Annotated in this window: 18 protein-coding genes; all 18 read left to right on the forward strand. The window is 53.7% G+C overall.

The window, feature by feature from the left end; translation table 11 throughout:
• The first annotated feature begins 85 nt into the window (after positions 1-85).
• The 18 genes from glmU to cysK all read left to right on the forward strand — a co-directional run bounded on the left by glmU (position 86) and on the right by cysK (position 19,898).
• On the forward strand, positions 86-1,447 hold the full coding sequence (gene glmU, locus ACFO4L_RS14380; protein ID WP_377910360.1) for a bifunctional UDP-N-acetylglucosamine diphosphorylase/glucosamine-1-phosphate N-acetyltransferase GlmU: 1,362 nt from the start codon (positions 86-88) through the stop codon (positions 1,445-1,447).
• Between the two features lie 33 nt (positions 1,448-1,480).
• On the forward strand, positions 1,481-2,431 hold the full coding sequence (locus tag ACFO4L_RS14385; protein WP_377910361.1) for a ribose-phosphate diphosphokinase: 951 nt from the start codon (positions 1,481-1,483) through the stop codon (positions 2,429-2,431).
• A 93-nt stretch (positions 2,432-2,524) separates the two neighbouring features.
• Complete coding sequence (locus tag ACFO4L_RS14390; RefSeq protein ID WP_377910362.1) at positions 2,525-3,172, forward strand: 50S ribosomal protein L25/general stress protein Ctc; 648 nt, start codon at positions 2,525-2,527, stop codon at positions 3,170-3,172.
• 203 nt (positions 3,173-3,375) lie between these two features.
• On the forward strand, positions 3,376-3,933 hold the full coding sequence (pth, locus tag ACFO4L_RS14395) for an aminoacyl-tRNA hydrolase (RefSeq protein WP_377910386.1): 558 nt from the start codon (positions 3,376-3,378) through the stop codon (positions 3,931-3,933).
• A gap of 120 nt (positions 3,934-4,053) precedes the next feature.
• Complete coding sequence (gene mfd / locus ACFO4L_RS14400) at positions 4,054-7,596, forward strand: transcription-repair coupling factor (protein WP_377910363.1); 3,543 nt, start codon at positions 4,054-4,056, stop codon at positions 7,594-7,596.
• 36 nt (positions 7,597-7,632) lie between these two features.
• A complete protein-coding gene (locus tag ACFO4L_RS14405) occupies positions 7,633-9,189 on the forward strand; it encodes an oligosaccharide flippase family protein (protein WP_377910364.1) in 1,557 nt (518 codons plus the stop codon).
• Entirely contained in the window at positions 9,186-10,658 is a 1,473-nt protein-coding gene (gene yabN, locus ACFO4L_RS14410) for a bifunctional methyltransferase/pyrophosphohydrolase YabN (protein ID WP_377910365.1), read from the forward strand. The genes ACFO4L_RS14405 and yabN overlap by 4 nt, the downstream gene beginning before the upstream one ends.
• Positions 10,655-10,915: an RNA-binding S4 domain-containing protein gene (locus ACFO4L_RS14415; RefSeq protein WP_377910366.1), complete on the forward strand. Its 261-nt coding sequence runs from the start codon at positions 10,655-10,657 to the stop codon at positions 10,913-10,915. The genes yabN and ACFO4L_RS14415 overlap by 4 nt, the downstream gene beginning before the upstream one ends.
• Positions 10,916-10,991: 76 nt before the next feature.
• Positions 10,992-11,378, forward strand: a complete 387-nt coding sequence (locus tag ACFO4L_RS14420; protein WP_377910367.1) for an FtsB family cell division protein — start codon at positions 10,992-10,994, stop codon at positions 11,376-11,378.
• A gap of 79 nt (positions 11,379-11,457) precedes the next feature.
• The gene (locus ACFO4L_RS14425) at positions 11,458-11,832 is read left to right on the forward strand and encodes a S1 RNA-binding domain-containing protein (RefSeq protein ID WP_377910368.1); all 375 of its coding nucleotides are present in this window, start codon (positions 11,458-11,460) and stop codon (positions 11,830-11,832) included.
• Positions 11,833-11,926: 94 nt separating this feature from the next.
• Positions 11,927-12,688, forward strand: coding sequence for a threonine/serine exporter family protein (locus tag ACFO4L_RS14430; protein WP_377910369.1), 762 nt, complete (start codon positions 11,927-11,929; stop codon positions 12,686-12,688).
• Positions 12,689-12,721: 33 nt separating this feature from the next.
• On the forward strand, positions 12,722-13,171 hold the full coding sequence (locus ACFO4L_RS14435) for a threonine/serine exporter family protein (protein WP_377910370.1): 450 nt from the start codon (positions 12,722-12,724) through the stop codon (positions 13,169-13,171).
• On the forward strand, positions 13,155-14,501 hold the full coding sequence (gene tilS, locus ACFO4L_RS14440; protein ID WP_377910371.1) for a tRNA lysidine(34) synthetase TilS: 1,347 nt from the start codon (positions 13,155-13,157) through the stop codon (positions 14,499-14,501). Before ACFO4L_RS14435 ends, tilS begins: the two co-directional genes overlap by 17 nt.
• A gap of 16 nt (positions 14,502-14,517) precedes the next feature.
• Positions 14,518-15,057 (forward strand): hypoxanthine phosphoribosyltransferase, encoded by a 540-nt coding sequence (gene hpt, locus ACFO4L_RS14445; protein ID WP_377910372.1) that lies wholly within the window; start codon positions 14,518-14,520, stop codon positions 15,055-15,057.
• Between the two features lie 70 nt (positions 15,058-15,127).
• Positions 15,128-17,116: an ATP-dependent zinc metalloprotease FtsH gene (gene ftsH, locus ACFO4L_RS14450; protein ID WP_377910373.1), complete on the forward strand. Its 1,989-nt coding sequence runs from the start codon at positions 15,128-15,130 to the stop codon at positions 17,114-17,116.
• Positions 17,117-17,191: 75 nt separating this feature from the next.
• Entirely contained in the window at positions 17,192-17,968 is a 777-nt protein-coding gene (locus ACFO4L_RS14455) for a type III pantothenate kinase (protein WP_377910374.1), read from the forward strand.
• A 15-nt stretch (positions 17,969-17,983) separates the two neighbouring features.
• A complete protein-coding gene (gene hslO / locus ACFO4L_RS14460) occupies positions 17,984-18,868 on the forward strand; it encodes an Hsp33 family molecular chaperone HslO (RefSeq protein WP_377910375.1) in 885 nt (294 codons plus the stop codon).
• A gap of 85 nt (positions 18,869-18,953) precedes the next feature.
• The gene (gene cysK / locus ACFO4L_RS14465) at positions 18,954-19,898 is read left to right on the forward strand and encodes a cysteine synthase A (RefSeq protein WP_377910376.1); all 945 of its coding nucleotides are present in this window, start codon (positions 18,954-18,956) and stop codon (positions 19,896-19,898) included.
• The last annotated feature ends 37 nt before the right edge of the window (positions 19,899-19,935 follow it).

The following is a 19,935-nucleotide window of genomic DNA, read 5'->3' on the forward strand; positions in this document are numbered from 1 at the left end:
GGGCGAAAAGCCCGCGTTCGCTTGAAATGAAGTCGGATATAAGATATATTCATAGAGGAAATTCTGGCCGTGGAGGGTACTTAATATGACAAATCGATTTGCGGTCGTTCTGGCCGCCGGAAAAGGCACGCGAATGAAGTCCAGTCTTTACAAAGTGCTTCACCCTGTCGGCGGCAAGCCGATGGTCCAGCATGTGACCGACCAGCTACAGCAGTGCGGTCTCGAAAAGATGGTTACGGTTGTCGGTCATGGGGCCGATACGGTAAAAGAGCAGCTCGGCAGCGTCACTGATTATGTGCTGCAGGCAGAGCAGCTTGGTACCGGTCATGCAGTTATGCAGGCAGAGGAACAGCTCGGCGGAAAAAGCGGCACAACGCTTGTTGTCTGCGGCGACACGCCGCTTTTAACAGCAGAAACGCTTCAAAATCTGCTCGATTCTCATGAATCAAAGCAGGCAAAAGCAACGATTCTGACAGCTCACGCTGAAAACCCGGCCGGCTACGGGCGCGTGATCCGTGACGGTGCAGGCAAAGTCGTTAAAATTGTGGAACAAAAAGACGCCTCAGAGGAAGAAAAAAAGGTGCAGGAGATTAACACCGGCACGTACTGCTTCGATAATGAAGCGCTGTTCGACACGCTTCGCCGCGTAGGGAACGACAACGCACAGGGAGAATACTACCTGCCGGATGTGATTGAGATTCTGCAGGAGCAGGGAGAGCCCGTGTTCGCCCATCAGAGCAGCGATTTTCATGAAACGATGGGTGTCAACGACCGTGTAGCCTTGAGTCAGGCGGAAACGCACTTGAAGAAGCGGATCAATGAGCATTGGATGCGTGAAGGAGTAACGATCACAGATCCGGATTCCGTTTACATTGGAGCGGACGTGACGATCGGCAGCGACACCGTGCTGTATCCGGGCACGATGCTCCAAGGGGATACACAAATCGGCAGCGGCTGCGAAATCGGCCCGCACACCGAAATCCGTGACAGCCGCATCGCAGACGAGACGGTGATCCGCCAGTCCGTCGTACATCGAAGCAGCATCGGCAGCAGAGCGGCAGTAGGACCGTTTGCGCATATTCGTCCGGAAACGGCACTGGAGGATGAGGTGCGGGTCGGCAATTTCGTTGAGCTGAAAAAGATGCGTATGGGCGCAGGCAGCAAAGCCTCCCACCTGAGCTATCTCGGGGACGCGGATATCGGAGCAGGCGTTAATGTAGGCTGCGGATCGATCACCGTTAATTATGACGGCAAAAACAAGCATCTGACGACGATTGAAGACGATGCATTTATCGGATGCAACTCTAACCTGATTGCGCCGGTGACGGTCGGAAAAGGCTCTTACGTCGCAGCAGGATCGACGATTACCGACGATGTGCCAGGGGACTCACTGGCGATCGCCCGTCAGCGTCAGACAAACAAAGAAGGCTATACCCGCAAATCGTAAGACGATGACTAGATAACAATGGAGGGCATTTGGATGGCTCAGTATGCAGACAACAAGTTAAAGGTATTTACGCTCAGCTCCAATCCGGACCTGGCATATGAAATCACGGAAGAAATCGGCGTGCCGTTAGGAAAAAGCTCTGTACAGCGCTTCAGCGACGGAGAAATCCAGATTAATATTGAAGAAAGCATCCGCGGCTGTGACATTTACGTTATTCAGTCCACGTCCTCACCGGCCAACGAACACATCATGGAGCTTCTCATCATGATCGATGCACTGAAGCGCGCCTCGGCAAAAACGATTAACGTCGTGCTGCCTTACTACGGCTATGCCCGTCAGGACAGAAAAGCTCGTTCCAGAGAACCGATTACGGCCAAGCTCGTTGCAAATCTGCTTGAAACAGCAGGTGCCACCCGTGTTATCACGCTGGACCTCCATGCGACACAAATTCAAGGCTTTTTCGATATTCCGGTGGACCAGCTTGTTGGTGTGCCGATTCTGGCAGATTATTTCGAAGCCAAACAGCTTGATGACATTGTGGTTGTATCACCGGACCACGGCGGTGTCGTACGTGCCAGAAAGATGGCAGACCGCTTGAAGGCGCCGATTGCGATCATTGATAAGCGCCGTCCAAAGCCGAACATGTCTGAAGTGATGAACATTGTCGGGAATATTGAAGGCAAGACGGCGATCATTATCGACGACATTATCGATACGGCCGGCACGATGACGCTTGCAGCCAATGCCATGATTGAAAATGGAGCAAAAGCCGTTTACGCATGCAGCACACATCCGGTGCTCTCCGGTCCGGCAATCGACCGCATTCAGAATTCGCAGCTGGAAGAGCTCGTCATTACGAATTCCATTCCGCTTCCGGATGAAAAGAAAATCAGCAAAATTAAACAGCTGTCAGTGGCTCCGCTGATCGGAAAAGCCATTGTACACGTGCACGAGCAGCGTTCTGTCAGCCGTTTGTTTGACTGATGCCGGATCCCCTCTTGAAAAAAGACGTTTCATTGCTCTATAATTGGGGAAGGTGCATTTAGGATCTGAAAAAACTATTGAGGTGATTTTGAGATGGCTACTGTATTGAAAGCCGCGGTAAGAGAGGATCTTCGCGGATCCCGTCTAACAAAAATTCGTCAGCAGGGAAACATCCCGGCTGTTGTTTATGGTAAGAAGTTCGGAAGCAAAGCAGTTTCCGTTAACTCGATCGACTTCATCAAGACGATGCGTCAGGAAGGTAAGACCGGCGTTTTCAAGATGGACATCGACGGTACGAAGACTGACGTCATGATTTATGACCTGCAGTACGATACGCTGAAAAACGAAGTCGTACACGTAGACTTCTACGCAGCAGACATGAACGTGGAAATGGATGCAGACGTACCAGTGTCCCTCATTGGGGAAGCACAGGGCGTAAAAGACGGAGGTGTTCTGCAGCAGGCTGTTTATGAGCTGTCTGTACGTGCGCTTCCACAGGAGCTCCCGGACCAGATTGAAGTGGACGTGGAGAAGCTGGAAGTAAACGATTCTCTCTCTGTCAGTGATCTGACAGCTGGCGAGAAGTACGAATTCAACAACGACCCGGATGAGGTTGTCGTTTCCATCACGCCTCCGGACGAAGAGCCGGAAGAGCCGGAAGTAGAAGTGGATGAAGAGCCGGAGCTTGTTGACGCTGAAGAAGGCGAAGCATCCGAAGACGCTGAAGAAAAGAGCGAATAACACGAAAGACAGGTTCTAAAAACAACGCCTGCACGTGGAGAAGCCGGAAGCCTGCTTTCAGCCGGATTCCGGCTTCGACACATATATATCCTCCACGATGCCGTGGAGGATTTTTTTAGGGAACGCGAAGGAGGAACAGGATGAAGCTGTTGGATAAACTGTTCCGGCGCAGACACCAGGAAGAGCATGAAGGAGCAACGAGCATGAAACTGATCGTCGGACTGGGGAACCCCGGCCGTAAATATGAACGCACCCGGCATAACATCGGCTTTGACGTCATCGACCGGCTGCAGGACAAATGGTCGCTTGACTTGAACGAACAGAAGTTTAAAGGCGTGTACGGGGTGGAAAGGAACGGTACGGAGAAATTATTCCTGCTCAAACCGCTTACGTACATGAATTTGTGCGGTGAATCGATCGCACCGCTTATGCAGTACTACAACATACCAATCGAAAACGTGCTGGTGATTTATGATGATCTCGATCTGGAACCGGGACGCATCCGCCTGAGACAAAAGGGCGGCCACGGCGGCCATAACGGATTAAAATCGATCATCCAGCATACCGGCAGCAATGAATTTAACCGGATTCGCATCGGCATCGGCCGTCCGTCTCCTGGAATTCCCGTGCCGGACTATGTTCTCGGCAGATTTTCGCCGGAGGATCTCCATAAAGTGGAGGATGCAGCCAATCGCGCTGCAGAAGCGGTGGACGCATGGAAGGACGAATCGTTTCTTCAGGTGATGAACCGCTTTAACTGATCCATTCACAGCAGAAGAAAAGCATGGCGAGGGTGGGTTTCTGATGTCCGGTTCGGACGCAGGGGCTGACCCTCTTGAAGCCGTCCGGCAGGAACTTGAAGAAAAAAGGTGGGGAACGCGTTGAAAGGCTTTCTAGAACGGTTACAGACATCAGGAGATTTACAAAAACTGACCTCCAGCGAGGGCGACAGACTCGTATCGGGAGTCACCGGTTCGTCACGTGCAGCCGTATTGGCCTCTCTCTATGAGCAGAGCGGCGGTTCCCAGCTTGTCGTGGCACATAACCTCTTGCAGGCGCAAAAGCTGTACGATGATCTTTTGTCGTTTGTCGACGAGGAGGACGTACACCTTTATCCGGTGAACGAGCTCATTTCAGCTGAAGTAGCGGTAGCGAGTCCGGAGCTGCGGAGCCAGCGCATGGAGGCGCTGAACCACTGGGCTGAAAACCGCCGCGGCATTATTGTCACACCGGCCGCAGGCGTCCGGAGGCTGCTTCCTCCTCCTCAAATGTGGAAGGAGGCGCAGCTGCGCGTCGAGACCGGCACTGATTTGGACTTGGAAGCATTTATGACCCGCCTGGTAACACTCGGCTATCACCGCGAAGACATGGTCGGCGCGCCGGGTGAGTTCAGCGTGCGCGGAGGAATCATCGATGTCTATCCGCTTACGGAAACGCATCCGGTCCGAATTGAGCTGTTCGATACCGAGGTGGACTCTCTCCGCTTTTTTGACGTCGGCTCCCAGCGCTCGCTTGAACAGGCCTCTGCCGTACAAATTGGACCAGCGCGGGAAATACTGCTGACCGATGAGGAGTATGAGCGCGGTGCAGAAGCGCTCCAGGAACGACTTGATACGAGCGTCCGCGCTGCCCGGGAGCAGTCGGCAAAAAACCGTCTGGCAGAAAACATCGGCAGCGAAATTGAAAAGCTGAAACAGCGCACGCCGTTTGAAGCGCTGTATAAGTACATGTCGCTGCTTTATGACCAGCCGTATACGATTTTGGACTATATGCCGGAAGGAACGAGGCTGGTCGTTGATGAACCGGGCCGGGCGCAGGAAACGATGGATACGCTCGACCGTGAAGAAGCAGACTGGCAGACCGCGATGCTCGCGGATGGAGCGATTCCGCGAAATCTGACAATGTCTGTTCCGTGGTCGGCAGTCGTGGAAGCAGACGCTCCGAAGCTGTACTTCAGCCTGTTTGCCCGGCAGATTCAAGGCGCTGTGCTTGCCGATCACATTAATCTGCAGACGAAATCGATGCAGCAGTTTCACGGCCAAATGAACGTGCTGAAAAACGAAGTCGACCGCTGGAAGAGTAACGGCTATGCGGTGCTGTTTACATGCGCCTCTGATGACCGGGCCGAGCGGCTGAAGCGCGTCATGGGGGACTATGAGATGGAGGCTTCCATCGTTCCGCCTGAAACGCCTCCACATGAAGGAGAAGCACGGATTACGACAGGTCAGCTGACAGCCGGCTTTGAAATGCCGCTTGAAAAAATCGTCATCATTACGGAAGAAGAAGTTTTCACGAAGAAAACGCCGAAAAAGCCAAAGCGGCGGCAAAAGATGTCCAACGCTGAACGAATTAAAAGTTATTCGGAGCTGAAGGTCGGCGACTGGGTCGTACACGTGAACCACGGGATCGGCAAATACCTCGGCATTGAGACGCTGGAAGTCGGCGATATTCATAAGGACTACATGCATATCTCCTATGCGGGCAACGATAAACTTTACGTTCCGGTAGAGCAGATCGATCTCGTGCAGAAATACGTCGGCTCCGAAGAAAAAGATCCGAAGCTTTACGCACTCGGCGGAAGCGAATGGAAGAAAGTCAAACGCAAAGTCCGTTCCTCCGTTCAGGACATTGCGGACGACCTGATCAAGCTGTACGCGGAGCGGGAGCATTCCAAAGGATATGCCTTCACGGCAGACGGGCCGGAGCAGCGTGAATTCGAATCGGCGTTTCCGTATCAGGAAACGGAGGACCAGCTGCGTACGATTGAGGAAATCAAAACAGACATGGAGCGGGAGAGGCCAATGGACCGCCTTCTCTGCGGAGATGTCGGCTACGGCAAGACAGAGGTCGCACTGCGGGCCGCGTTTAAAGCGATCATGGACGGCAAACAGGTCGCAATTCTTGTGCCGACGACGATTCTCGCCCAGCAGCACTTTGAGACGATCCGCGAGCGGTTTCAGGATTTTCCGATAAACGCCGAGCTGTTAAGCCGGTTCCGGACACGCAAACAGCTGAAAGAAACGTCGCAGAAGCTGCAGGCTGGAGGGGTGGACATCGTAGTCGGTACGCACCGGCTGCTGTCCAAAGATGTAAAGTTCAACGATCTGGGATTGCTCATCGTCGATGAAGAGCAGCGGTTCGGCGTCACGCATAAAGAGAAGATCAAGCAGCTTAAGGCGAACGTTGACGTATTGACGCTGACGGCGACGCCGATTCCGCGAACGCTTCATATGTCGATGCTTGGCGTTCGTGATCTTTCTGTCATTGAAACGCCGCCGGAAAACCGCTTCCCCGTACAGACGTACGTGGTGGAATACAATGAAGCACTCGCCCGGGAAGCGATGGAACGCGAGCTGGCCCGCGGCGGACAGGTCTATTTCCTTTACAACCGGGTGGAGGATATTGAATCGATGGCCGACCGGGTTCAGATGATGGTGCCGGATGCAACGGTCCGCTTCGCACACGGCCGCATGACGGAAACGGAGCTGGAATCGGTGATGATGGACTTTCTTGAAGGAGAGGCGGACGTTCTTGTGACGACGACCATTATCGAAACCGGCGTCGACATTCCGAATGTCAATACCCTCCTCATCCATAATGCCGACCGGATGGGCCTGTCCCAGCTCTATCAGCTGCGCGGTCGCGTCGGCCGTTCCAACCGGATCGCCTACGCGTACTTCACCCATCAGCGGGATAAAGTGCTCACGGAAATTGCCGAACAGCGGCTTCAGTCCATGAAGGAATTTACCGAGCTTGGCTCCGGCTTTAAAATTGCCATGCGGGACTTGTCAATTCGAGGAGCGGGCAATCTGCTTGGTGCCGAACAGCACGGCTTTATTGCCTCCGTCGGTTTTGATTTGTACTCGCAGATGCTCAAAGAGGCAATCGATGAACGAAAAGAGGAAATGGACGGCAAGGAAGAGGCCGCTAAAAAAGAAGCACCGCCGGAGCTGGAGCTGGATATTAAAGCTGACGCCTATATTCCGGAGCGCTACATTGGAGACTCCCGTCAAAAAATCGATATGTATAAACGATTTCGGGCGGTGGCAGCGCTTCAGGAAGTACAGGATCTGCAGGACGAAATGATCGACCGCTTTGGAGAATATCCGGAGGAAGTTGACTATTTGTTCATCATCTCCCGGATTAAGCTGTACGCAGCCCGTGAAGGGATTGAAACGATTCAGGAAAAAAATCAAACCTGCCGCGTGACGCTGAGCAGAGAAGCAACAGACCGGACCGACGGCTCAAAGCTTTTCACGCTCGTCAACAAGCTGTCCCGCAGCATGAACCTCAGCTATGAAAATAATCGCATTGTCATTTCAATTAAAACGAAGAAGCTGGAGGACGGAGACTACCTTTCTCTCCTGGAGCAGGTGATTTCCCGTCTGCCGGAAGTCAGCCGGGATGCAGAAGTGAAAGCATAGCCGTCCGGCTGTTTGCATGGAAGGAAGCCGATCCGTATGCCGCATCCGACGCCATCGTGGGCGAAGGGCGCCGCTTATTTGTCCCTGGCTGCGCTCGCAGCCAAAGGACTGAGCGCGCTGTATAAAATTCCGTATCAAAACATGACAGGAGACACCGGATTTTACGTCTACCAGCAGTTATATCCGCTTTATGGAGCGGTACTCGTGCTCGGGACATACGGTTTTCCGCTCGTCATTGCCAAGGCGTTGATCGATAACGGGAGCCGGGACGGCATCCGTTCGCTGCTGACGTTCTATACGGCGATTATGATCGTGCTGTTCGGTCTCCTGGGAGGAGCGGTGACGCTCGCAGCGCCATCGCTTGCCGCACTTATGGGAGATCCGGCTTTGACCGAGCCGCTCCGGTGGATGGGGCTTCCGTTTCTGCTGATTCCATTTGCTGCAGCTGCGAGGGGTTATTTTCAGCACGACAGCAATACGCTGCCGACCGCCGTGTCACAGGTAATTGAACAGTTTATTCGAGTGATTGTCATTCTGCTGGCGGCTTGGGCGGGGATGCAGCTTGGAAGCGTGTATACCGCCGGAGCGTCAGCAGGCATTGGAGCGTTCGCCGGCGGAGCCGCAGGACTTGCATCACTCTGGTTTTACGTCCGGCGTGAGGAAAGCATATGCCCGGACTTCCGGCTTCCGCCTGCCTGGCCGGGGCTTATGCGAGAGCTGCTCGTAAAAGGACTCTTCGTCTCAGCGAGCGCGATGCTGCTCATTTTGTTTCAGCTCATCGATGCGTTTACCATCGTTCAGCGGTTACCCGAGGGGCTGCAGGCCGCGCAGGAAAAGGGTGTGTATGACAGAAGCTGGCCGCTGATTCAGTTCGGCGCAGTGGTGATCACGGTCTTTTCCTATGCGGCCCTGCCTGCAGTAGCAAAAGCGTGGCCGCTCGACCGGCGCAGGGCGTCGGAAGAGGCGGGGAGTGCGCTGAAGCTTTGCACGGTCTTTGGCGCAGCCGCTGCACTCGGTATGGCAGCGGTGATGCCGCTGTTGAATGTCAGCATGTTTACCGACGCATCCGGCACGGCCGTGCTGCAGGTCATGGCGCTGTCTATTCTGCCGGCAGCGGTCTTTATGACCGCAGCAGCGCTCCTGCACGCAGCGGATCATGCGGGAACAGCCGCTGCACTGCTGCTGGGAGCCCTTGCAGGAAAAGCGGTGCTGAACGTGCTGCTCGTTCCTGTTGCAGGAACGATGGGCGCCGCAGCGGCAACGGTGCTTGCAGCCGTTCTGCTTGCAGCGGCATCTGTGCGGTCGCTGATCCGGATAGGGGTGCTGCGTCCTGGACCTGGAACCTGGCTTGTAAAAACGGGAGCGGCGCTGCTCATCATGACAGCGGCTGCCTGGTTCGCCGCTTCAGGTCCTATTGGAAGCCGAGCCGGAGCATCGGTGCAGCTTGCACTCGTGTCCGGAGGAGGAGCTGTCCTCTATATCGGGATCATTTGGAGACTGTCTGTGTTTACGGTGCGCGAATGGGAGATGCTCCCGAAGCTGGGAACCCGGCTTCCGCACCGGCGTCAATCTGAAGGAGGAAATCACGTATGAAACCGTCGATTACGATCATCGGGCTTGGAGCAGGGGAGTTGGACCAGCTCCCTGTCGGCCTGTATAAAAAACTGCTCGGGGAAGAAAAGGTGTACATTCGTACGGCTGACCATCCGATCATTGCGGAGCTGGAGCAGGAGGGAGTCGTTTTTCACGCTTTCGATTCCTTGTATGAAAAGCACGACCGCTTTGAAGAGGTGTACCGGGAAACAGCAGAAACACTCATGCAGAAAGCGCGTGAAGAAGGAGCGGTCACGTTTGCAGTGCCCGGTCACCCGATGGTAGCAGAAACAACGGTGCAGCTGCTGCTGCGCCAGCCGGAAATTCCTGTACAGGTAGCAGGGGGACAGAGCTTTCTCGATGCCGTCTTTACGGCGCTTGAGATCGACCCGAACGATGGCTTTCAGCTGCTGGACGGAACCGCGCTCTATCCGCCGGACATCGCCGTCACTCAGCACGTGTTGATCAGCCAGGTCTTTGACTCCGCGAGCGCCGGCGAAGTGAAGCTGTCGCTTATGGAACGCTATCCGGACGACTATCCAGTAACGGTGGTCACCGCTGCAGGTTCTGAAGCAGAGTCACTCGTGACGGTGCCGCTGTTTGAGCTGGACCGGGCCGTGTCTGTCAGTAATTTAACGGCTGTGTACGTGCAGCCGATAGAAAGAGAGAGCATTCTGTACCGTGAATTTCAGACGCTGCGCGAAGTCATCGCAACGCTCAGAGGGCCGGACGGCTGTCCATGGGACCGCAAGCAGACGCACGAATCGCTCAAGCGCTATGCGGTCGAGGAAGTGTATGAGCTGCTTGAAGCGATTGACGAGCAGGACGATGACCATATTGCCGAGGAGCTGGGCGACGTGCTGCTGCAGGTGATGCTGCATGCACAGATCGGCGAGGACAATGGCTATTTTGATATCCAGGATGTCATTGAGCACGTCACGGAAAAAATGATCCGCCGTCACCCGCACGTATTCGGCAATACGGCTGCAGCGGACGCAGAGGAAGTACTCGCGAACTGGGAAGAAATCAAAAAATCGGAAAAGCAGAATGGAAGCCGTAAGTCCCTCGTAGATGGCATTCCGGCATCGCTACCTGCTCTGCACTATGCTTGGAAGCTTCAGAAAAAAGCGGCAAAAGCCGGCTTCGACTGGACCGAAGACGGGCCTGTCTGGGCCAAGGTGGAGGAAGAGCTGAACGAATGGAAGCAGGACCTGCAGGAAAACCGGATGGAAGCAGCAGCCGGCGAACTTGGCGATGTGCTGTTTGCCGTTGTTAACGTAGCGCGTCACCATGGCATGGACCCGGAAGAAGCGCTTCGACAGACGAACCGTAAATTTTCATCAAGGTTCCGTCATATCGAAATGCGGCTTCAAGAACAAAACCTGAACGTGGAAGATCAAAACCTGGAGCAGCTGGACGTATATTGGGAGGAAGCGAAAAAGATCGAACGAAGAGAGGGATCCGAGTGAGAATCGATAAGTATTTAAAAGTGTCACGGCTCATCAAACGGCGTACAATGGCAAAAGAGGTGGCCTCCCAGGGTCGGGTGGAAGTAAACGGCGTAACGGCGAAGGCAGGTACGGAGGTGAAGCCGGGAGACGAGCTGGTGATACACTTCGGCCAGAAAGTGGTGACACTGAAGGTGGAGCGTACGGCCGAAACCGCTAAGAAAGAAGAAGCAGCAAGCTTTTACACCGTCATATCCGAAGAAAGAGTGGAAGATTAAGACAATCCGCCCTTGTAAGGGGTGGATTCGTCCATTACGATAGAGAAAACGCTGTATGGATAAAGGGGGAAGTTTGATGGACGGTAACCGGAAAACGGAAATTAAAAAACTGACGACAGAATACATGCATCGTCAGGAAGAAATGGAAGAGAAGCGCAGCCGCCGGATGAAGGGTCTCAAACGTCGTCTTAGTGTATTTGGTGCTTTCATGCTCCTGTTCGTTATTATTGTCTCCGTCACCCTTTATCAGCAGCATTCGGCCATTCAGGACAGTGAGCGGGAAAACCAGCTGCTTCAGGAAGAACTGGAAGAGCTGCAGGCTGAAGGAAGCAGCTTGGAGGAAGAAATTGAGCTGCTGCACGATCCAGAATACATAGCGGAGCTGGCCCGGCGCGATTTCTTTTTATCAAAACCGGGAGAGACATTGTTCCAGCTGCCGCGCAGCCAAATGAATGATGATTGACACGCGTTTCTCTGCTTCGTATAATCAGGGCACATAAGCTTGCCGTTACGGAAGCAGCGAAGGAGGAGCACAAGCTGACATGACAGTGGAATCGGGAAGGACCTATACCGGACGGGTGACAGGCGTGAAGCCATTTGGTGCTTTCGTCAAACTGCCGGACGGAAAAACGGGACTCGTGCATATCAGTGAAGTGGCCGAAAGCTACGTGAAGGAAGTATCCGACTTTGTGGAAGCTGGTCAGGATGTTCAGGTTAAGGTACTGGAGATCAAGGACGACGGCAAAATTGCGCTCTCTATGAAGCAGGCCGGCAGTGAAACGAAAAGCCGGCGCAAAAAAGAAAGTCCGGCTGCATTCGAAGAGAAAATGAACCGGTTTTTAAAAGACAGTGAGGAACGGCTCTCCACGCTTCGCAGCAAAACCGATGACCGGAAGCGGGGAGACCGGAACAGATAGCAGCACCGTAAAAGGATGTGTCCGTCTTGGGATCAGGGCGGCGCATCTTTTCGTGTGCAGACAGAACAAGCTGGACAGGAAAGGAGGATGCCGGATGGGTGCAAAAGCAGATAAAGTCATGGACGTCTGCCTGCGGGCAGGGGAGATTATGCTGACGTACGGAGCAGAAACGTACCGCGTGGAAGAAACGATTGAACGAATGGCAAGAGCAGCAGGCTTTACGAACGTGCACTGCTTTTCAACGACGACCGGAATCTTCCTTTCATTTGAAGAAGAAAAAGGGAACGGCGATCTGATGCAGATGGTCCGCGTCGATGACCGGATGCAGGATTTAAATAAGGTGACCGAGGTAAACCAGGTTTCCCGGGAGTTTACCGCCGGCGACATTACGGTACAGGAAGCGGAACGCAGATTGGAAGAGATCTACGCAGCCAAAATCCAGTATCCGATGTGGTTGATTCACCTCGGAGCGGGAGTCGCAGGCGGCGGCTTTTCCTACTTATTCGGGGGCGGCCTGTTTGATTTTATTCCGGCCTTTCTGGCTGCAATGATCTCAAGCTTTACACTCGTGACGATCGAAGGCTATCTGCGAGTGCGCTTTGCTTCGGAAATCGCCGCGGCTTTTGCAGGCAGCTCCAGTGCCATCGCTCTTGTGGCACTTGGACTTGGTACGAACATGGATCAGATCATTATCGGCTCGTTAATGCCGCTCGTTCCAGGTGTCCCGCTGACAAACGCGGTCCGTGACCTGCTCTCCGGCGATCTGCTTGCAGGTATGTCGCGCGGCGTAGAGGCTCTGCTCACATCGCTGTCGATTGCGAGCGGGGTCGCCCTCGCCATTTCGATTTTCATATAAGATTCGTGCATCATGAAGAAAGGAGGAAGCATCGTGCAGCTACTGACGGAAATTATCCTGACATTCGCAGCGATTATCGGTTTTGGCATCATATTCAGTGTGCCGAGACGGGCTCTGCTGCTCGGCGGCATGATCGGCGCCTGGACGTGGACAGCGCTGCAGGTCAGCCTGTATATGGGGATCACCAACGTGGTAGCGACCGTGATCGCCTCGTTCACTGCCGCAGTGATTGCCCATTTTCTCGCCCGGCGGGTGCAGCTGCCGGTGACCACTTTATCTATTCCCGGCATTTTGCCGCTCGTTCCCGGAAGTCTCGCTTACTTCACGATGCTTTCCTTCGTTGAAAGTGATTATATTAACGGGTTGGAGTACGGCGTTGAAACGATGCTGCAGGCTGGAGCGATTGCCGCAGGACTCGTGCTTGCGCTGTCCGTCTTCTCCTTCCGGAAAGGAATAGGAAACCGTTATGAGACAGGCGATTGAAGCATTCGCATCGGAGCATAAGCTGTTTAAGCCGCATGACCATGTCATTGCGGCTGTTTCCGGCGGCGCAGACAGCATGGCGATGCTCTGGTACTTGTACCGCTATTCCCCGCTTCAGCCGGAAGTGCTGTACCTGCATCACCACCTGCGTCGTGAAGCCGACGAAGAAGTCCGTTTTCTGAGCCGGTTCTGTCATGAACACGAGCTCGCGTTTCACGTGAAACATCTGGACGTGGCAGCCTGGATGCGCCAATCCGGAGCCGGTACTCAGGCTGCGGCCCGCGAGCTCCGCTATCAGGAACTCGACCGCCTCATGCAGGAGCGTCAGATTCCGCTGGCTGCGACGGCCCATCACGGAGACGATCAGGCCGAAACCCTGCTCATGCGCTTTCTGAGAGGTACACCCCGCGGAGAAGGTATTCCGGTCCGGCGCAGCTTGGCCTTTGGCACTGTTATTCGTCCGTTGCTCGCGGTTTCCAAAGAGGACATTCTGCAGTTTCTGCAGCACGAAAAGATCCGCTGGTGCGAGGACAGCTCCAACCAATCGGATGTTTACGAACGAAACCGCATCCGCATGAGCGTGATGCCGGTGCTCCGGGAGGAAAATCCGCAGCTGCACCGGGCGGCTCAATCGATGAGTGAGCAGGCGGCGCTCGATGATTCGTATTTGATGCAGGAGGCGCAAAAACAGCTGGAGCGGTTCCAGTTTTCACCGGATTCCGTCTGTTTTTCGACAAAGGACTGGCAGGCGGTGCCTGCGGCTTTACAAAGCCGGGTCATTCCTCTACTATTGAACTACCTTAACCCCGGAATGCCTTGGGGGAAGCATCATATTGCCGTGTTTCAGCGGACAGCATCCGGACAAGATGCATCGGAAACGGGAACGATCGGATCCGGCATCCAGCTGGAGCGGTCTTACTCGCATGTTACGCTGCGCCGTGCTCAAGAAGCGGCACTTCCGCCCCGACAGATCATTGAACCCGGAGCCGTCTGCGGCGCCGGCGGATTTGAAACCCACGGGCAGCAGGGGAAGGCGGACGCCACACTTTATGCAGACCTAGCAGCGCTTCCGCTGATCGTGCGTACGAGAAAAGACGGCGACCGCATCCATACGGCCTCTGGTACGAAAAAACTAAAAAAATTGTTTATTGATGCAAAAATTCCAAGAAAAGAACGGGACAGGTGGCCCATTGTCGCCGACAGTCATGGTACAATATTGTGGGTGCCTTTTCTTGCGGCTGCTGTGCCGCCGAACGACCCTGCGGCCCCCCTCCAGGAGATAAACCTGACGTTTGTTTCCGGACAGGGCTTGACCGCTATATACAACTAGGAGGAATTAAATCCATATGAACGAAGATATTTTGGAGACATTAATTTCGGAAGAGGAAATTCAGGAGAAAGTGACGGAGCTCGGAGCAGACCTTGCTGAGGAGTACAAGGATCGATTCCCGCTCGTCATCGGTATTCTGAAAGGATCTCTTCCATTTATGGGAGATCTTATTAAAAAAATCGATGCCCACCTGGAATATGATGTGATGGACGTATCGAGCTACGGCACGGGCTTCGTATCAAGCGGCGAAGTGAAAATCGAAAAAGATTTGAACACGACCGTAAAAGGACGCGACGTCATTATCGTCGAAGATATCATCGACAGCGGAAATACACTCAAGTATCTGACAGAGCTGTTCAAATACCGTCAGGCTAATTCCGTTAAAATCGTGACGCTCCTGGATAAGCCGGAAGGACGGCAGGTAGACATTTATCCGGATCTGACAGGCTTTACCGTCCCTGATAAATTTGTAGTCGGCTACGGGCTGGATTATATCGAACGGTACCGCAACCTCCCATACATCGGCGTTTTAAAGCCGGAAGTATACGAAAAGTAAATTCGTTGTATGGCAAACAGTCGGTATGATACGATGAAAAAAGTGTATTAGATGTGGGAGGAGGACCAGGATGAATCGAATTTTTCGTAACGTCATTTTTTACTTACTTATCTTTCTCGTCATCATCGGGATCGTCAGCATTTTCCAGGCCGATCCGGACGAGACAGAACAGATAACATTCAATGAATTCCAGCAGGAGCTGGAAAATGACAATATTGAATCATTAACCATTCAGCCGACGCTGGATGTTTATGCTGCGCGCGGACAGCTGCGCGGGGCAGAAGAAGATGAATTTTTCACGGTTAACGTGCCGGACCTTCAGGTATTCCTGGAAGAGGTGATTACGTCAGCCGGCGAGCAGGGCATTGAGGAGCTCGTGATTGAACAGGCGGATGAGCCGAGCGGCTGGGTAAACGTCATGATCGCGATCATCCCGTTCGTCATCATCTTCATTCTCTTCTTCTTCCTTCTGAGCCAGGCTCAGGGCGGCGGAGGAAAAGTGATGAACTTCGGCAAGAGTAAAGCGAAGCTCGTCAGCGAAGATAAGAAAAAAGCCCGCTTTAAAGATGTAGCAGGCGCAGATGAAGAAAAGCAGGAGCTTGAAGAAGTTGTTGACTTCCTGAAGGATCCCCGCAAATTCGCGGAAATCGGCGCACGTATTCCGAAAGGGGTGCTGCTCGTAGGTCCTCCTGGTACCGGTAAAACGCTGATTGCCCGTGCGGTAGCCGGAGAAGCAGGCGTACCATTCTTCTCCATCAGCGGTTCGGACTTTGTGGAAATGTTCGTCGGGGTCGGTGCATCCCGCGTACGCGACCTGTTCGAAAACGCGAAGAAAAACTCACCGTGTATCATCTTTATCGATGAGATTGACGCAGTCGGACGACGCCGCGGCGCCGGTCTAGGCGGCGGACACGATGAGCGTGAGCAGACGCTCAACCAGCTGCTCGTCGAAATGGACGGCTTTGGTGTTAATGAAGGAATCATCCTCATTGCAGCGACAAACCGTGCGGATATTCTGGACCCTGCCCTTCTGCGTCCAGGCCGTTTCGACCGTCAGATTACGGTCGGCCGTCCGGATGTGAAAGGCCGGGAAGCGGTGCTGCAGGTGCATGCAAAGAATAAGCCGCTTGACGATACAGTCGATCTGAAGGCGATTGCCCAGCGCACACCTGGCTTCTCCGGAGCAGATTTGGAGAACTTGCTGAACGAAGCGGCGCTTGTTGCTGCCCGTTCGGATCTCAAGAAGATTGATATGGCTTCGATCGATGAGGCGATTGACCGAACGATCGCAGGACCGTCGAAGAAGAGCCGCGTTATCTCTGAAAAGGAACGCAATATCGTTGCTCACCACGAAGCCGGTCATACCGTCGTCGGGGTGAAGCTCGAAAATGCCGATATCGTGCACAAGGTAACGATCGTGCCGCGCGGACAGGCAGGCGGCTACGCGATGATGCTTCCGAAAGAGGACCGCTACTTCATGACGAAGCCGGAGCTGATTGATAAGATTATCGGCCTCCTCGGCGGACGGGTTGCAGAGGAAATCATGTTTAACGAAGTGAGCACAGGCGCTCATAACGATTTCCAGCGTGCTACCGGCATCGCCCGCAAGATGGTCATGGAATACGGCATGAGCGAAAAGCTCGGACCGATGCAGTTTGGCAGCTCGCAGGGAGAAGTCTTCCTGGGCCGCGATATCAATAATGAACAAAATTACAGTGATGCGATTGCACACGAGATTGACATGGAAGTTCAGTCAATTCTCAAAAATGCATATGCAGCCTGTAAGCAGATCCTGACGGATAACAAGCACAGCCTGGAGCTTGTAGCTCAGACGCTGCTCGAGTATGAAACGCTCGATGCGCAGCAAATTGAGTCCCTTGTAAATGAAGGCAGGCTTCCGGAAGGCCATCACGCTACCGGCCGCAACGGTAACAACGGCGAAGAAAAAGAGAACGCTGAAGCAGGTGAAGCAGAAACACCTTCTGCGGACACAAAAGAAACCGAGCATCAGGAACAGACGGACGAACCATCCGAGGATGATCGCCGTAAAGAAGACTAGTATGAGCGGGGAGCGCTTCCCGTGCCTAATGGGCACGGAAGCGCTCCTCTTTTTTGCACAGAAAGGGGGAGGCAGATGAATATTGTGGCAGATGCAGGGAATACAGTGATGACCGTCGGTGTTTTTGAAGGAGAGGATCTGCTCGCCAGCTGGGAATGGAAAACAGACCGGGGCAGAACGGTCGACGAGTATGGATTGATGCTGCACCAGATGATGGCTTTATACAGCATTCCGTCTGAGGAAATCGAAGGATCACTCGTCTGCTCAGTCGTGCCGGATATGGACACCCTGTTGGAGCAGGTGCTGGAGCAGTACGTGCAGGCACCCGTCTACTTTGTCGGACCCGGTGTAAAAACAGGGCTGAATATTCTTTATGAAAATCCGCGCGAAGTCGGGGCTGACCGGATCGCGAATGCTGTAGCAGGCAAAGCACTTTACGGATCCCCGCTTATTATTGTAGACTTCGGTACAGCTATTACCTTTTGCTATCTGGATGAAGCAGGCCGCTACCTGGGAGGCGCGATTATGCCCGGACTCGATCTGGCCATGGAGGCACTGGCTGAAAAAGCTTCCAGGCTGCCGAAGGTACGTGCAGAAGCCAGTCCCCGCGTCATCGGCCGAAGCACAGCAGAAGCACTGCAGTCAGGCTACCGCTACGGCGGTCTTGGAGCAGTGGAAGGCATCATCAGCCGCATCCGCCGGGAGTCCGGGACGAATGCGACGGTTGTTGCTGCCGGTACTGCCGCTGAATGGGCAGCGTCCGAAAGCAGGCTGATCGATCACGCCGATCCGCTATTGACGCTAAAGGGTCTGCAGTTTATTTATGAAAAAAACAGCGGCTTATACCGCTAAGGAGGAACAAAGAACATGAATCAGGATTATCTCGTAAAGGCACTCGCCTATGACGATAAAGTACGAATTTATGCCATACGGTCCACAGATATGGTCAAGGAAGCAGCGCGGCGTCATAAAACATGGCGCACCGTAACAGCAGCCCTCGGCCGTGCGATTACAGCAGGCACGATGATGGGGGCGATGCTGAAAGGCGATGAAAAGCTGACGATCAAAATCGAAGGCAACGGCCCGGCAAGCCCGATCATCATTGATGCGACGGCTGCCGGTACGGCACGGGGCTATGTATCCAACAGCTTTGTCGATCCGGAGCGTCACAGCAGCGGCAAGCTGAACGTTGCAAGCGTCGTCGGAACAGAAGGCAACCTGTCTGTCGTAAAGGATCTTGGCATGCGCGACCACTTCACCGGAAGCGTGCCCCTTGTGTCAGGCGAGCTTGGCGAGGACTTCACGTATTATTTCGCAACGTCAGAGCAGACCCCGTCCTCTGTCGGTCTCGGTGTCGTGATCGGCTCGGAAGATGTGATCGAAGGAGCAGGCGGATTCATTCTGCAGATCATGCCGGGAGCGACGGATGATATTCTCGATGAAGTCGAGGCAAGGCTGCAGACGCTGCCGCCGGTCTCCTCGATGGTAAAGCGGGGCGATACGCCGGAGCAGATTGTCGAGCAGCTCACGGGCGGAAGCTACCGGATTCTCGACACCCAGCCAACAAGGTTTGAATGCAGCTGTTCCAAGGAACGGATCTCGACTGCGCTGCACAGCATCGATGAGGATGAACTCAAAGCGATGATTCATGAAGATGAAGGCGCCGAAACGACGTGCCATTTCTGTAACGAGCAGTATCTCTTTTCCAAAGCAGAGCTTGAAGAGATCTTATTTGCGCGTCAGGAAAAATAAACTTCAGTTGCTTTTCCAGAAATCGTCTGCTAAACTGACTGTGTAAACCTATTAAAATAGTCAGGATTAAAAGGGAGGCAGTACCATGGTGAAAGTCGTTAACAATATTACGGAGCTGATTGGAGATACACCACTTGTTAAACTGCAGCGCATGACCGGGGAACAGGACGCAGATGTCTATCTGAAGCTGGAGTTTATGAATCCAGGCAGCAGTGTGAAAGACCGTATTGCGATTTCCATGCTGAACGCCGCAGAGGAGCAGGGCAACCTGAAGCCCGGCGATACGATCATTGAGCCGACAAGCGGAAACACCGGTATCGGTCTCGCGATGGTAGCCGCTGCAAAAGGCTACAAGAGCGTACTTGTCATGCCGGATACGATGAGCATGGAGCGACGCAATTTACTGCGTGCGTACGGAGCTGACCTTGTCTTAACACCTGGTGCAAAAGGAATGAAGGGTGCGATTGCCAAGGCGCTCGAACTGCAAAAGGAGCATGGCTACTTTATGCCGCAGCAGTTTGAGAACGAAGCGAACCCGAAGATCCACCGTGAAACGACAGGCAGGGAACTGCTTGAACAGGTCGGCGATCAGCTGGATGCGTTCATTTCCGGCATCGGAACCGGCGGAACGATCACAGGCGCCGGCGAAGTGCTGAAAGAAAAGTTCCCGGATCTGAACATCATTGCATTGGAGCCGGAGGATTCACCAGTTCTTTCCGGAGGCGGTCCAGGACCTCATAAAATTCAGGGAATCGGAGCCGGTTTTGTACCGGACATTCTAAATACAGATATTTTTGATGAAGTGATGCAGGTCTCTACTGAGCAGGCATATGAATATGCACGCCGTGCTGCACGTGAAGAAGGAATTCTCGGGGGCGTTTCTTCCGGTGCTGCCATTTATGCAGCGCTTGAGACAGCGAAAAAGCTGGGCAAAGGCAAGAAAGTCGTCGCCGTCATTCCAAGTAACGGAGAGCGCTACTTGAGCACGCCGCTTTATCAGTTTGAAGAACAGGAAACAACGAGCAACTAAAGAGCGGATCCTATAGATCTACCAGCTGCGCCGGGAA

It is taken from the genome of Bacillus daqingensis, from assembly GCF_042654445.1.
GTDB classification, from domain to species: Bacteria; Bacillota; Bacilli; order Bacillales; family Salisediminibacteriaceae; genus Alkalicoccus; species Alkalicoccus luteus.

Bases quoted from the DNA above. Each gene is read 5' to 3' on its own strand.
- glmU (WP_377910360.1), top strand. From the start codon at position 86: ATGACAAATCGATTTGCGGTCGTTCTGGCCGCCGGAAAAGGCACGCGA.
- ACFO4L_RS14385 (WP_377910361.1), top strand. From the start codon at position 1,481: ATGGCTCAGTATGCAGACAACAAGTTAAAGGTATTTACGCTCAGCTCC.
- ACFO4L_RS14390 (WP_377910362.1), top strand. From the start codon at position 2,525: ATGGCTACTGTATTGAAAGCCGCGGTAAGAGAGGATCTTCGCGGATCC.
- pth (WP_377910386.1), top strand. From the start codon at position 3,376: ATGAAACTGATCGTCGGACTGGGGAACCCCGGCCGTAAATATGAACGC.
- ACFO4L_RS14405 (WP_377910364.1), top strand. From the start codon at position 7,633: ATGCCGCATCCGACGCCATCGTGGGCGAAGGGCGCCGCTTATTTGTCC.
- yabN (WP_377910365.1), top strand. From the start codon at position 9,186: ATGAAACCGTCGATTACGATCATCGGGCTTGGAGCAGGGGAGTTGGAC.
- ACFO4L_RS14420 (WP_377910367.1), top strand. From the start codon at position 10,992: ATGGACGGTAACCGGAAAACGGAAATTAAAAAACTGACGACAGAATAC.
- ACFO4L_RS14425 (WP_377910368.1), top strand. From the start codon at position 11,458: ATGACAGTGGAATCGGGAAGGACCTATACCGGACGGGTGACAGGCGTG.
- ACFO4L_RS14430 (WP_377910369.1), top strand. From the start codon at position 11,927: ATGGGTGCAAAAGCAGATAAAGTCATGGACGTCTGCCTGCGGGCAGGG.
- tilS (WP_377910371.1), top strand. From the start codon at position 13,155: ATGAGACAGGCGATTGAAGCATTCGCATCGGAGCATAAGCTGTTTAAG.
- hpt (WP_377910372.1), top strand. From the start codon at position 14,518: ATGAACGAAGATATTTTGGAGACATTAATTTCGGAAGAGGAAATTCAG.
- ftsH (WP_377910373.1), top strand. From the start codon at position 15,128: ATGAATCGAATTTTTCGTAACGTCATTTTTTACTTACTTATCTTTCTC.
- ACFO4L_RS14455 (WP_377910374.1), top strand. From the start codon at position 17,192: ATGAATATTGTGGCAGATGCAGGGAATACAGTGATGACCGTCGGTGTT.
- hslO (WP_377910375.1), top strand. From the start codon at position 17,984: ATGAATCAGGATTATCTCGTAAAGGCACTCGCCTATGACGATAAAGTA.
- cysK (WP_377910376.1), top strand. From the start codon at position 18,954: ATGGTGAAAGTCGTTAACAATATTACGGAGCTGATTGGAGATACACCA.